Annotated in this window: 13 protein-coding genes and 1 pseudogene; 6 read left to right on the top strand and 8 right to left on the bottom strand. The window is 71.1% G+C overall.

The genetic code is table 11. The features are described 5' to 3' along the window. The first annotated feature begins 16 nt into the window (after positions 1-16). Complete coding sequence (locus ACFVXK_RS06635; RefSeq protein ID WP_358895465.1) at positions 17-436, top strand: helix-turn-helix transcriptional regulator; 420 nt, start codon at positions 17-19, stop codon at positions 434-436. Positions 437-446: 10 nt separating this feature from the next. Then, positions 447-863, top strand: coding sequence for a VOC family protein (locus tag ACFVXK_RS06640; RefSeq protein WP_389610419.1), 417 nt, complete (start codon positions 447-449; stop codon positions 861-863). On the opposite strand, the gene ACFVXK_RS06645 is transcribed toward ACFVXK_RS06640, so the two are convergent. After that, complete coding sequence (locus tag ACFVXK_RS06645; RefSeq protein ID WP_389610420.1) at positions 841-1413, bottom strand: DUF4291 domain-containing protein; 573 nt, start codon at positions 1411-1413, stop codon at positions 841-843. The two genes, ACFVXK_RS06640 and ACFVXK_RS06645, sit on opposite strands and share 23 nt — an antisense overlap. A 528-nt stretch (positions 1414-1941) precedes the next feature. Here ACFVXK_RS06645 and ACFVXK_RS06650 point away from each other — a divergent pair. The 4 genes from ACFVXK_RS06650 to ACFVXK_RS06665 all read left to right on the top strand — a co-directional run bounded on the left by ACFVXK_RS06650 (position 1942) and on the right by ACFVXK_RS06665 (position 7986). Beyond that, positions 1942-4155 (top strand): choice-of-anchor J domain-containing protein, encoded by a 2214-nt coding sequence (locus tag ACFVXK_RS06650; protein ID WP_389610421.1) that lies wholly within the window; start codon positions 1942-1944, stop codon positions 4153-4155. A 122-nt stretch (positions 4156-4277) separates the two neighbouring features. Beyond that, complete coding sequence (locus tag ACFVXK_RS06655; protein WP_389610422.1) at positions 4278-4649, top strand: hypothetical protein; 372 nt, start codon at positions 4278-4280, stop codon at positions 4647-4649. Positions 4650-4657: 8 nt separating this feature from the next. Beyond that, positions 4658-6937, top strand: coding sequence for a DUF6571 family protein (locus ACFVXK_RS06660; RefSeq protein ID WP_389610423.1), 2280 nt, complete (start codon positions 4658-4660; stop codon positions 6935-6937). Further along, positions 6934-7986 carry a hypothetical protein gene (locus ACFVXK_RS06665; RefSeq protein ID WP_389610424.1) on the top strand — a complete coding sequence of 351 codons (1053 nt, stop codon included), beginning with the start codon at positions 6934-6936 and terminating at the stop codon, positions 7984-7986. Before ACFVXK_RS06660 ends, ACFVXK_RS06665 begins: the two co-directional genes overlap by 4 nt. Before the next feature lie 41 nt (positions 7987-8027). Here ACFVXK_RS06665 and ACFVXK_RS06670 read toward each other — a convergent pair whose 3' ends face one another. The 7 genes and pseudogenes from ACFVXK_RS06670 to ACFVXK_RS06700 form a co-directional block, all read right to left on the bottom strand. Beyond that, a complete protein-coding gene (locus ACFVXK_RS06670; protein WP_389610425.1) occupies positions 8028-8750 on the bottom strand; it encodes a helix-turn-helix transcriptional regulator in 723 nt (240 codons plus the stop codon). 10 nt (positions 8751-8760) lie between these two features. Further along, a complete protein-coding gene (locus tag ACFVXK_RS06675; protein ID WP_389610426.1) occupies positions 8761-9744 on the bottom strand; it encodes an alpha/beta hydrolase in 984 nt (327 codons plus the stop codon). 36 nt (positions 9745-9780) lie between these two features. Continuing rightward, positions 9781-10224 carry a hypothetical protein gene (locus tag ACFVXK_RS06680; protein WP_389610427.1) on the bottom strand — a complete coding sequence of 148 codons (444 nt, stop codon included), beginning with the start codon at positions 10222-10224 and terminating at the stop codon, positions 9781-9783. A gap of 112 nt (positions 10225-10336) precedes the next feature. Then, positions 10337-10855 carry a chloramphenicol phosphotransferase CPT gene (cpt, locus tag ACFVXK_RS06685; RefSeq protein WP_389610467.1) on the bottom strand — a complete coding sequence of 173 codons (519 nt, stop codon included), beginning with the start codon at positions 10853-10855 and terminating at the stop codon, positions 10337-10339. A 108-nt stretch (positions 10856-10963) separates the two neighbouring features. Then, positions 10964-11332: pseudogene (locus ACFVXK_RS06690) on the bottom strand (GNAT family N-acetyltransferase); the annotation flags it as partial. Between the two features lie 70 nt (positions 11333-11402). Next, entirely contained in the window at positions 11403-11795 is a 393-nt protein-coding gene (locus ACFVXK_RS06695; RefSeq protein ID WP_389610428.1) for a hypothetical protein, read from the bottom strand. Next, positions 11792-12418, bottom strand: coding sequence for a DUF6232 family protein (locus tag ACFVXK_RS06700; protein WP_389610429.1), 627 nt, complete (start codon positions 12416-12418; stop codon positions 11792-11794). Before ACFVXK_RS06700 ends, ACFVXK_RS06695 begins: the two co-directional genes overlap by 4 nt. Positions 12419-12489 lie beyond the last annotated feature (71 nt).

The raw sequence follows: 12489 nt of genomic DNA on the forward strand, positions 1-12489 counted from the left end.
TGAGATGGTGGGGGCCATGAACCTGGAGGACCTCGTCCGGCTCCGCCGGGCGCGTGACGCGATGGACCGCGACTACGCGGAGCCGCTCGACGTCCCCGCCCTGGCGCGCATCGCCCTGATGTCGGTCGGCCACTTCCAGCGCAGCTTCCGCGCCGCCTACGGCGAGACCCCCTACGGCTACCTCATGACCCGCCGCATCGAACGGGCCAAGGCCCTGCTGCGGCGCGGCGACCTGTCGGTGACGGAGGTCTGCTTCGAGGTCGGCTGTACGTCGCTGGGCTCGTTCAGCTCCCGTTTCACCGAGCTGGTCGGCGAGAGCCCGAGCGCCTACCGGGCCCGCGACCACGGCGACAGCGCCGCCATCCCCGCCTGCATCGTCAAGATCCACACCCGGCCGGTCAGGAACGGAGAAGCCAAACCCGGCGGCCCCGCGTAGCGTCTGGGGCATGGGAATCAAGCTTTCGCAGTGCTTCATCGCCGTCGACGACCACGACAAGGCCATCCCCTTCTACCGGGACGTCCTGGGCCTCGAGGTCCGCAACGACGTCGGGTACGAGAACATGCGCTGGGTGACCGTCGCCTCGCCCGCGCAGCCGGACGTGGAGATCGTCCTGGAGCCCCCGCTCGCCGACCCGAACGCCACCCCCGCCGACCGCCAGGCCGTCGCGGAGCTGATGGCCAAGGGCATGCTGCGCGGGGTCATCTTCACCACCGACGACGTCGACGCCACCTTCGAGCGGATCCGCGCGGCGGGCGCCGACGTCCTCCAGGAGCCGATGGACCAGCCGTACGGGGTCCGCGACTGCGCCTTCCGCGACCCGGCCGGGAACATGCTGCGCTTCAACCAGCCCCGCAAGGCCTGACCCGGGCCGCCAGGGCGGGAGGCAGCGGGTAGACCCGTTCGCACGGCAGCAGCCGCGCCGCCCTGGCCGCCTGCCCGCCCTGGATGAGGGCGGCGGCCTTGCGGACCTGCGGGGTGAGGTCGGTGATGCCGGTGGTCCACTCGTCGGCGAAGGTACGGACCAGGTGGCGGCCGACGCCGACCTGGATGCTGTAGTGGTTCAGCGCCGCCCCGCGTACGGAGCGTTCCGGATCCCACTGGACGTGCACCGCCGCGCCGGCGAGGGCGGCGGGGTCGCCGGTGGTGAGCACGGCCCGGGACAGGGCCTCCTCCCACCCCGCCCGGCTGATCCGCACGGCGAGGACGCGTTCCTGGCCGGGCTTGCGGGCCCAGTTGCTGCGGTGCATCAGCCAGCGGAAGGACGGCTTGATCCAGGTCATCCGCTGGAAGGAGAACGGCGCGACGAACCGGCCCGCGCGCAGGGCGGCGTCGGCGATGGGGGCCGGGTAGGCCTGGTAGACGGTGATGCCGTGGGAGTCGTAGGCCGCCCGGATCTCGTACTGCGATGACATGCCCGGAGTATCGGATCCGGCCCGCCGGTGGCGCGAGGGGGTTTCACAGGGGCGGCGCGGCCCGGACACGGGGTCCCCCGCCGGGTTCAGAGGCGGTCTGGGCCGCGGTGGCTCGGTTCCGCGCTGCGTGAGATGCGCCTCCACGCAGGCGTGACGGCGGAATGCGCGGCCGGACTCCCGGGCGTCGACCGCGGGCAAGATCCCAACTCCGAGTCGGGCGTGCGCACCATCGGCCCGGAGCGGCTGAGCACCTTGGCGGCCCGCTGCGGCTGCACCGACGAGACGACCTGCCTCGAAGCCCTTGCCGCGATGGCGCGGCCGAGGGCGCGCGGCTGGCGGAGCCAGTACCGTGTCGACATCGCGGAGCCGGGGTGGCACCCCGCACGACTGCACACGCGTCAAGGCCGGCAAGGCCGATCACCCGCTCGGCCCGGACGACGGCTGACGACACACCCCGGGCCGACATGCCCGACCGGAAGATCCCGTTTCGCTAGCTTTTCGCATCATCCGCTTCTCCCGGAAGAAGACATGATGCGCCAGCCCGCCCCCTCCACCACGCGCGGCCGCATCGCGTGGTGGACCGCCCTCCTGACCGCACTCGTCGCCACCTGGGTCCTCCCCTCCGCCCACGCCCACGCGGACACCTCCGCCCCACCCGGACGGCACTCCGGATCCGCCCCCCACTCCGCCCACCACCACGGCCGCCGCTCCCCCCACCTGGCCGAGCAGGCCAAGGCCGGGCGGTACGGGGGCGGCGACGCGCCGCTCGGCACCCTGCGGACCTGGCCGACCATCGACTGGGACTCCGCCACCGTGCTGCGGGAGTTCCGGCTGCGCTCCCTCACCCCGCACGCCGAGTTCTGGGTCCGGGACGGGGACATGCGCGTCGACAGCGACGAGTGCCGCAGCTCCAACGCCGACGACCTCGTGGTCACCGACCAGCAACTGCGCTACCTCGGCGAACAGTTCGAGCACGTGATGCGCCCCCGCGAGGCCGAGGTGTTCGGGGTGCCGAAGCCCCGTGACGGGAGCCACGCCAAGCCGGAGCTGCTCGACCCGAGCATCCCCGGGGACGCCTGGCGCGGGAAGGGCGACCGGGTGGTCGTCCTCGTCGACAACATCCCGTCCGGCGGGGAGTTCCTCGGCGATGCCGTCGAGGCGGTCGACCGGAACTTCCTCGTCGTCCGCGCCTCCGCCTGGCGGACCACCCTCGGCGCCCACCCGCCGAACCTGGGCCCGGCCCCCTGCCGCAACCAGCAGGGCTTCCCCATCCCGCACGAGATCGAGGGCATCACCGCCCACGAGTACAACCACGTGATCTGGCACAGCCTGGCCCAGGACACCGACGGCCCCTCCTGGACCGTCGAGGGCACGGCCAACTGGGCCGAATGGCTCACCGGCTACGTGGACCGCAGGGTCGACTCGCTCGCCAGCCTCACCACCGCCTGCTACCAGGGCCGCCAGGACGCCGCGATGCCGCCCGGCTACACCGACCCCTTCGGCGCGCGGCAGGGCGGGCCCGAGAACTCGCTGACCCTCTGGCCCGACCCGGGGCTCAGCGTGTTCTGCGACTACGGGGCCTCCGAAACCCTGATCCACCTCCTGGCACACCGCTACGGGAAGGAGTTCGTACGGGACCTGCTCTTCCAGGGGGGCGGCTCCGGCTTCGAGCGCCTCGCCAAGACCCTCACCCGGCACGGGATCCATGACGACCCCTCCGCGATCCTGCGGGACTGGTCCACCGCGACGGCCCTCGACCGGATCCTGGACGACGGCGCGAAGCTCACCGGCGCCGACCCGAGCCGCTTCCAGCTGCCGTCGTTCCACTCCACGGTCAACCTCGACACCCCCTTCGCGTACGCCCGCCCCGGTGCCCCCTCCAACGGCGCGGACTTCGTCCGCCTGCGCGACGCGTCCGGCGCGTACCTCCCCACCGGCGCCCTGAAGTCCCTCACCTTCGACGCCCCCGCCGTGTACCCCACCCGCCCGGTGGAATGGACCGTCGACCCGGACGGCCACGCCACTGGCGACCCCGCCCTCTCCTCCGGCCCCGTGAACGACGAGGTCAACCTCGACCGCAGCATCGTCCGCCCGATCACCGTCGACCCGGCCGACCCCACCCTCACCTTCGACGCCCGCTGGGACATCGAGCCCGGCTACGACCTCGCCGCGGTCCAGGTCTCCACCGACGGCGGAGCCACCTTCACCTCACGCCGCAGCGCGGGCATGGTCACCTCCCTGGCCGGTGACGCCGACCCGGCGCTGCGCGCCCTCCTGCCCGGCTTCAACGGGGACTCGGGCGGCTGGACCCACCAGAGCATCGACCTCTCCGACCTCGCGGGCCGGACCGTACTCGTCGCCTTCCGCTACCAGACCGACACCATCGAGAGCCGACCGGGCCTGTGGATCGACAACATCAGGTCCGGCTCCACCCCGATCTCCGACGGTTCGACCCTCACCGGCTGGCAGACGATCAGCGACTACCAGATCCACAAGATCCCCGGCATCAGCCTGCGCCTCGTGGCCTACACGGACGACCACAAGCACGCCTGGACCGCCGACGTCCCCCTCGACACCGACCACCACGCAACCCTCGACGAACGCCACCTGCGCCGCCTCGTCGGCACCCGGGCGACAACGGTCTTCGCCATCGTCGACCACTACGAACCCACCGAGACGATCAAGCTCGCCGCCCCCTACCGCCTCACCGTCAACGGCGTCCTCCAACCCGGCGGCAGCTGACCCACCCCGAGCCGTCGGGATCCCGAGCTCGGGATCTTGACGGCTTCTTTCCGCGTTCCTTCTGGAACGCGGACGAACCACCGTTCTACGATCACGGTCCACCGATCGGGGAGGGCGGGGACATGCCAGCGGAACGGGACGGCCAGGGCCGGTTAGGACCGGGAGGGTCGGCGGACTTCGCCTCCACGCCCTCCCAGAAGGCGGACGCCGCGAACACCATCGAGACCGAGCTGCAGCCGAACACCAAGAAGGCGGCGGAGTACGCGGACGAGGCGACCAACACGGCGGTGAAGACGTTCGCGGACTGGGACACGGCGGCGGGCCTGAAGAAGGTGTCGGACACCTGGGACCGGCAGGTCAAGGTGCTGATGGGCCGACTCGCCTCGGAGAAGGGCTCACTGCGCGGCGCCTCGGGGATCTTCGCGCGCAACGACATCGCGACGGGTGACGCCTTCAAGGCCATCGCACGGCATTCGAAGCTCAACGAGCTCTAGGAGCGAAAATGCTGACGTACCACCACGTGATGACCACCGACCTCTCCCAGCTGACGACGGCCGCCGGCAAGTGGGACGCCATGGCGGAGGAGCTGAAGAAGGTCGAGAGCCGCTACGGCGACACCGTCCAGAAGATCACCATCGGGCCGAACTGGCTCGGCGTCAGTGCCGGTGCGGCCCGATCCACCTTCGCGGGTACCCGTTACGAGTATTCCGCGGCTCAGATCCAGGCGAAGGCGATCGCGAGTCTGTTACGCGACGCCCACGAGCAGTTCACCGACCTGAGGAACCGGGTCGAGAGCGCCCGGGACCAGGCGGTCAAGGCCGGCATGACCGTCTCGGACGCGGGAAGGGTCGCCTTCGACTTCTCCAGGCTCACCCCTGCCGAGACCAGCGCCTACCACCACGACCCGGACGGCCAGGCCTCCGTCCGCGAGGCCGTAGCCAAGTGGCAGCAGCACATCGACGACCGGGTGAAGGCGGTCTCGGAGGCCGATCAGGGCGTCAAGATCGCCCTCGACGCGGTGGTCGTCGACAGCAACAAGGACGCCCTCGGTGGGGGCCACGACGAGACCGCCGGCGGCTTCAACGCCGGTGCCCAGGGCGACATCGAGGTCTACGAGGCCCGCAACGCGCAAGCCATCGCCACCCGCATCAACAGCGGCGAGAACGTCACGGCCGCCGACTACGCCGAGCTGGACCGTTCCTTCCGCGACAACGCCAAGAGCCAGGAGTTCAACCAGACCTTCCTCAACGGAATGGGCGCGGAGAACACCCTGAAGCTCACGAACAAGCTGAACGACCACGCGTACGGCGACGACAAGGGCAACAAGCAGCGCTACTTGGCCGTGGAGAAGGGGCTCGCGAACTCGCTGTCGAACGCGATGCAGGACCCCAAGTCCGAGTTCTACAAGAACTTCCGCACCCAGCTCGACAGGGCCGGCCTCGCCTCGTACGACCTCAAGCAGATCGGCGACTACACCCTCGGCCGGAGTCACGGCCAGCAGGCCCACGGCTATCAGAGCCTGGCCACTCTCATGCAGCATGGCGACGGGTACTCCACCCCCTTCCTGCACGACCTGGCCAAGGACATCCGTAAGGCCGAGGACAAGAAGCAAGGCGGCAACCCGGACATCTGGGACCTCACGGGCAACTTCAGTGGTGACAACCGGGGTTGGTTCGCCAACGATCCCCTCGATGGTGTCCTCGGGATCATGTCGAAGAACCCCGAGGCCGCCACCTCTTACCTCGACCCCGGCCCGGACGGCAAGAACGACAACCTCCAGTACCTGCTCAAGGACCGCGACTGGAGGCACGTGAACACCAGCACGTGGATCGGGAACAGCGAGCACGTAACCGCCGACACCTTCGACAAGGACGTCAGGGCAGGCCTGGGACTCATCCTGGAAACCGGCACGACCGGCCACACCCCGGGAGCCCTCGGCACGGAAATCACCCGTCATTCCGAGGCCGAGGCCCGCATCATGCACGACGCCGTCAACCTGTTCGACTACGGCGACGGAAACGGCCGGGACGACAAGGGTGCGCTGAAGGGGCAGGGCGACAGCGTCCTGAAGAGCGAGGAGTACGCGAACGTACGCGGCCCGCTCGCCCGTGCCCTGTCGTCCTACTCCCCGGACCTTGTGGACATCATCGCCGGCGAAGGACCCGGGGACAGGGTGGGCAAGCACGATGCGCTGCCCGCAGGTGACGACTCCAGGATCCAGAACAGCAGAAGCAGTGTGCTGCGTGTGCTGAGAGGCGTGTCCGAGGATCCGGAGAACTACTTCCTCCTTCATGAGTCCGAGCGCCGCTACATGGCGGAGCAGCTCACCACCTCGGACCTCACCGATCCCGAAGCCCTCAAGAACCGCGCGGCCAAGATCGGGGAAGTCAACGGTGCGATCAACGCCATAGGCGGTGACATCGCGCTCAGCGAGCGCGACGCCGTCCTGAGCGCGGCCGGTGACAAGCGGGTGTACGGGTACCACGTCATCGGTGGCGCCATTACCGGCATACCCGTCGTCGGAGACCTCGCCCAGCGAACGGTTGACGGGGCCTGGAACGAATGGCTCAAGGGAGTCACCTCGGAACAGGGCCTGCTGGCACGTGAGCGCATCAGCTCCGCCAACGACGCCGCGCAGACAGACCTCGACAGGTTCTTCCTGAGCTGGGGAAACGAGACCCATCAGTCGGCGACCAGTGTCGGAGCGGCCCAGCGAGAGGCTCAGCAGAGCTACACCAGTGGACGTGAAAGTGCCTACCTCGCCCTGCGAGAACGGAAGTGACCACCATCCCCCCGCGTACTCGCATCAGTCGGCGAACCGCGCGCGCAGGAATCGCCGCGCTGCTCGCCCTGGCCGGCTGCGCCGGACTGCTCATCTGGTGGAACACCGACGTCATGGGCCAGGGCCGCTTCTGCGACGACGCGCTCGCCTCATCGGAGCTGAGCCTCGTACTGGACGGGCCCGGGAGGCTGACCGGGAAGAGCGTCCACGAGGAATCGGATCCCTACGGTTTCTCGTGCACCGTGCAGCGCACCAGCAGGTTCCTGGGAGCCGCCGAGCCGGAGATGAAGGCAGAACTCGCCTTCGAGCAAGCTGACTTCGCCTTCGGCTCGCTACTGTGGAAGGACCCGTCGGCCTCGTCCTACTTCGTGGGCGGCGCCACCGGCGCCGCCTCCGGAACCCAGGCATGGGTCCTGCTTCCTCCCGGCTGCGACGGCAGGACACCACCCGGCGTTCAGCGTGCGAAGGTACCGGCGCTCGAGGTGAACCTCACCCACGGCCGGGCCGCCCCCGATGATCTGGCCCGGGCGGCGATGAGCGCAGCCAGGCACGTCGCCGAAGGGCTCGGCTGCGCCGACAGCAGTGTGTTGAAGGCACCCTTGCGCCTGCAGGGTCCGTCCGGCTCCGGTGAACCGCGGCCCACCGATCCGGCCAACGCCTGCGGCGTGTCGGGCTTCAGCCTGCCGGACGCCGCCCTCCTCGGAGGAAGGGCGGAGCCCGGCACCGAGCGAGTGACCGGAAGCGACTCCAGGACCAGGGTCTGTGAGCTCACCCTGAAGGGCCCTGGCGGACCTCGCATCACCCTGGCCGTCAGCGAGGATCCCCGCCTGACCCAAGGGGTACGCCGAGACGAGACGGCCACTCCGCAGAACGCGCGCACCGTCACCGCCTGCGCCGCGGGGGACCTGTACGTCGCCATGAGCTACGACGACACGTACCGCGACCTGCTGCTGGACGCGGGCGGTACCGCGCACGAACAAGCCCGAACGGCACTGTTCACGGCATTCTTCGACACGGTGACCAAGGACCGGGGTTGTAGGACCCACTGACACGACGCCTTTCGACGCTCACGGCCCTGACGGCCCTCACGTCACGAAACCAGGGGCGTGCGCGGGCTCACGTCCAACGCGGCGGGGCGGGTCGCGGTGGCCGCGGCCGAGCCGCGGAGGAGGGTGGGCAGGTCGTGGGGGTGGGACGGTTCTTCGGTCGGGGTCGCCGATGTGATGCGGTCCAGGCGGAAGCCGCGGCCCGCCCGGCGGGTGCGGCACCAGGCGATGAGGTACCAGCGGCCCTCGGCGGTGAGCAGGCCGGCCGGTTCCACGGCGCGTTCGCTCGGGCGGCCGGACGCGTCCACGTAGGTGAGCCGTAGGACGGTGCCGTCGGTGAGGGCCCGTTCCACCGCCTCGCGGACCGTCGGCTCCGTCCGGGAGGGGAGGGCGACGATCCGGGCCGCGAGGGTTTCGGCCGCCGCCGCGGTGGGGCCGGTCATCGAGGCGAGGAGCTTCTGGTAGGCGGTGCGGGCGGCGGCCGCGTAGGGGGTGTCGGCGTGGGCGAGGGCGGCGGCCAGGGCCGCGGCCTCGTCGGCGGTGAAGTGGACCGGGGGCAGGGTCATCGCCGGGTCGACGGTCCAGCCGCCGCCCCGCCCGAGGGCGGTGCGGACGGGAACGCCGGCGTCCATCAGCGCCTGGAGGTCGCGCTGCACCGTGCGGGTGCTGACCTCGAAGCGTGCGGCGAGGGCGGCGACCGGGCGCGGACGCGGGGCGCAGGCGCGCAGTTCCTCCACGAGGGCGTAGAGCCGGGTGGTGCGGTCCATGGGGCCGACGCTACCGGGCTGCGACGGCGGCGGCCAGGTACCGCCGTTCGCGCGCGAGCTCCCGTTCGGTGATGGTGAGGGGGAAGAGGGTGAACCCGTGCATCGCGCCCGCCACGACCCCGAGTTGGACCGGTGCGCCCGCCGCCTGCCAGCGCCGGGCGAGGAAGAGGGAGTCGTCGAGCAGGGGGTCCTCCGTGCCGACGACGATGCGGGCGGGCGGCAGGCCGGTCAGGTCGGCGTAGAGCGGGGAGAGCCCGGGGTCGCGGCGCTCCTGCGGGCCGGTGCCGGGGGAGAACAATTCGTAACTGCCGCGGAGGGATTCGGTGTTGCTGAGGAGGGGGCGGGGGCCGAAGGCGCGCTGGCTCGGGGTCATGGAGAGGTCGTAGGGGCCGAAGAGGAGGTGGGCGGCGCGGAAGGCCCCGTGGAGGCCGTGGCGGTCGCGCAGGCGCAGCAGGGTCAGGACGCTGAGGTGGGCGCCGGCGGACTCGCCGCCGATGAGCAGCCGGTCGGTCCCGAACTCGGCGGCGGCGTGGGTGACGAGCCAGCGGGCGACGGCCTCGCAGTCGTCGGGGCCGGCGGGGAAGGGGTGTTCGGGCGCGAGCCGGTAGTCCACGCTCACGACGGCCAGCCGGACCTCCTCAGCGATGCCCCGGAGCCGCTCGTCCTGCCCGTCGGCGGAGCCGAAGGCCCAGCCGCCGCCGTGGATGTGCAGGTACACCCCTTCGGCGTGCCCGCCGTCTGGCACGAAGGTCCGCACCCGCACCCCGCCCGCGACGGTCCGGTCCCGCCCCTGCGGGAGCCGCACGGGCGGGGCGTCCCCGGCGAGCCGGTCGCGGCGCAGCCGGGCGAGGAGGGCGGCGTCGGGGGCGGCCCCGCGGACGGGCCGGCTCGCGGCCTCGGCCTCGAAGCGGGCGTTGAAGGCGAGGGTCTCGGCGAGGCAGTCCTCGTCGGTGAGCGGGAGGGCGGGGGCGGGGGTCGTCTTCGTCGTCGTCATGCGGCAAGGTTCGGCGGCGTCCGCGACAGCCCCGTGTCACCCTTTTGTGATGACCTGGGTCACATCGCCGTGACGCCTGGCGACCGCGGCGCGGACCAGCCGGCGGAGCTGGGACGGGCCCAGGAAGGGGGCGCGCATCGCCCAGAGGGCGAAGATCGCCTGAGCCGCGAGGAGGGGCGGGAAGATCAGCGGGACGAAGAGGAACACCGGGAGCAGCGGAAGCAGCGGAAGCAGCAGCAACCCGGTGAGCCGGGCCCGGAACTCACCCTCCGACAGGGTGGAGGTCAGCCCGTAGACGAAGCTGATCAGGACGGACGGCACCCCGACGACGAGGAGGAGCCGCCACGGCTCGCCGGAATGCCACAGCAGCGCGGTCCCGAGCGCCGGGGGGATCACGTAGATGGTCGCGTAGCGGACCACCAGGTCGACGAACCGCAGCCCGATGATCCCCAGGTTCTTCCACGGCGTGCTCTCGTCCACGGTCCGTCCCCCTCATGGCATGCCGGATGGGCGGCACGCGATGGGCGGCGGCCGCTGGGCAACAGACTGCCAGAGTCGTTGAACGTGTTCAATTGTGTTGCGCCGCTCCCGGTCAGAGGCGCGCGGCGATGGTGCGGGCGCAGGTCAGGGATTCGGTGCGGGTGGTGTCGACCTCCAGGTCGTAGACCACGCCCCGGTGGACCGACTCGGCCTGGGCCGCGGCCATCCCCGAGGGGCGGTCGCCGCGGGCGATCTCGCGGGCGGCGGCGACCTCGGCGTCGCATCGGACGCCGACCCACAGGACGTCCAGCCCCTGGAGCGCCGTGCGCCAGCGCCGCTGGGACTCCGGGCCGCCGAGGAAGACGTCGTCCACGACGATCCGGGCCCCGGCCCGGGCCATGGCGGCGATCCCGTCGGCCCAGGCGGCGTCGAGGGTGCGGAACGTCTCGCCGACGACGACCTCGCCGCCGTCGGCGAAGCCGATCCCCGCGTCCGAGGTGCGGAGCGAGGGCGGCATGGCGTCGACCAACGTGTCCACGCCGAAGGCCAGCCAGGGGTCGGGCAGGACGGCTTGCAGGCACCGCACGATCCCGGATTTGCCGGAACTGGAGCCGCCGTTGAGGACGATCACCCGGGTTCCGGACGTCGCCGCGCGGGACGGGGCGCCCGTGAGGAAGCGGAGTTCGGGACGCTCCCAGGTCACCTTCGGCGGCGCGGGGGCGACCGTTCCGACGCGCTCGGCGCCCAGGGCGCGGTAGAACGCCTCGGCCGGCGGGTGCGACACGACCCGCACCTGCGCGAGGCCGACGGCGGCCGCCCGGTCGAGCATGTGCCGTATGAGCAGCCGTCCGACCCCCGCCCCCTGCGCGGCATCGGCCACGAAGGCCAGGTCGAGTTCGGCCCGGTCCGGCAGGAGGGCGTAGAAGCCCAGGATCCGGCCGTCGTGGGCGACGAAGACCTCCTGCCGGTCGATGTAGTCGGGCGTCACCCGGTAGCCGGCGACCATCGCGGCGTACGGACCGGAGTAGGCGCCCGACTGCTGCACGAGTGCGGTGAGGGCGTCGGCGTCGTCCGCACTGGCACGCCTGATCGTCATGGTCTGCGACATGCGGCGGAGTATATGGGTCAACTGTGGTTGGGACCATTACATTTCAGTGGGCCCCCTCGGCTCCGCCCGCTCAGGCTCCGAGGAGCGCGAGGAGCCGGTTCACCGCCTCCGCGGCGGGCTGGCCCACCGCACCGACGGCGGCCGCGATCTGCGCGAGACGCCCCAGGACGAGGCCGCCGCGCTCGGGCAGGGCCGCGGGATCCGCGGTGAGCACGGGCAGGACCCGGTCGACGGCCCGGTCCTGGTCGGGGGTGAGGTGGGGGCGCAGCTCCCCGAGGAGGCGGACGAGTTCCTCGACGGTGGCGCGGAGGTCGTTGTCGTGGGCGGTGGCGTCGACGACGGGGCGGTAGTTGTTGATCCCGATGTTTTCCCGGCCGTCATGCATGTTGACCACGGCGCCGTAGTAATTCGTCGTGGTGGTGGTGGTGGGGGTGCTGGTGTTGGTGTCCGGTGTGTCGCTCACAGCTTGATCCCCGTGTTCCCGCTGCCGCCGTTCATGTTGACGACGGGGCCGAAGTGGTTTGTGTTGCTGCTGGTGAATTGGTTGACGATCGCGGTGAACTCGGCGTCCGGGTGGTTGATCGCGTACACGATCTGGCCGGCGATCTGCCGTAGTTCTTCGACGGTCGGCAAGGTCACGATCACCGTCGAGCCCCCGGCCATCGCGACGGCCAGCACCGGATCCCGCGAGGCGAGTACGGCCCGGAGGGTGGCGACGACCAGTGCGATCAGGACGAGCAGGGCGACGAGGTTGGTGTTCCTGCTGCTGGAGAGGGCCTCTCCCTGGGCGGAGCTGAGGCCTACGGCCACGACGGCGGAGGCGACGGCCATCCACACGAGGGTGCGGCCGAAGATGGCGCCCCGGTCGGGCTTGATGCGGAAGGCGTCGACCCAGGTGATGTTGTGCAGCGGGATGGCCGCCGTACCCACCCACAGCATCCGCCGCCTGACCTGGAGGACCAGCCTGTCGCCCTCACGAGCGGCCGGTGCCTCCTCCCAGAGGGGGGTGGTGGGGCGGGGCGGTGACGGTGGCGATGGTGGCGGCGGCGGTGGTGGTTGGGTTCCGGTGTTCTCCGTGGATTCCATGTGCCTGCTCCCCCGTGAGACGTGACGTCGGCAGACGTCGGCACGTGCGGTGCGGGAGGCACCATTAAGCG

Source organism: Streptomyces sp. NPDC058157 (assembly GCF_042884105.1).
In the GTDB taxonomy this organism is placed as follows: domain Bacteria; phylum Actinomycetota; class Actinomycetes; order Streptomycetales; family Streptomycetaceae; genus Streptomyces.

What these genes read in the sequence shown, in the direction of transcription:
- ACFVXK_RS06660 (WP_389610423.1), top strand. Translation starts at nt 4,658, where the DNA reads ATGCTGACGTACCACCACGTGATGACCACCGACCTCTCCCAGCTGACG.
- ACFVXK_RS06650 (WP_389610421.1), top strand. Translation starts at nt 1,942, where the DNA reads ATGATGCGCCAGCCCGCCCCCTCCACCACGCGCGGCCGCATCGCGTGG.
- ACFVXK_RS06700 (WP_389610429.1), bottom strand. Translation starts at nt 12,418, where the DNA reads ATGGAATCCACGGAGAACACCGGAACCCAACCACCACCGCCGCCGCCA.
- ACFVXK_RS06640 (WP_389610419.1), top strand. Translation starts at nt 447, where the DNA reads ATGGGAATCAAGCTTTCGCAGTGCTTCATCGCCGTCGACGACCACGAC.
- ACFVXK_RS06645 (WP_389610420.1), bottom strand. Translation starts at nt 1,413, where the DNA reads ATGTCATCGCAGTACGAGATCCGGGCGGCCTACGACTCCCACGGCATC.
- ACFVXK_RS06635 (WP_358895465.1), top strand. Translation starts at nt 17, where the DNA reads ATGAACCTGGAGGACCTCGTCCGGCTCCGCCGGGCGCGTGACGCGATG.
- ACFVXK_RS06675 (WP_389610426.1), bottom strand. Translation starts at nt 9,744, where the DNA reads ATGACGACGACGAAGACGACCCCCGCCCCCGCCCTCCCGCTCACCGAC.
- ACFVXK_RS06655 (WP_389610422.1), top strand. Translation starts at nt 4,278, where the DNA reads ATGCCAGCGGAACGGGACGGCCAGGGCCGGTTAGGACCGGGAGGGTCG.
- ACFVXK_RS06670 (WP_389610425.1), bottom strand. Translation starts at nt 8,750, where the DNA reads ATGGACCGCACCACCCGGCTCTACGCCCTCGTGGAGGAACTGCGCGCC.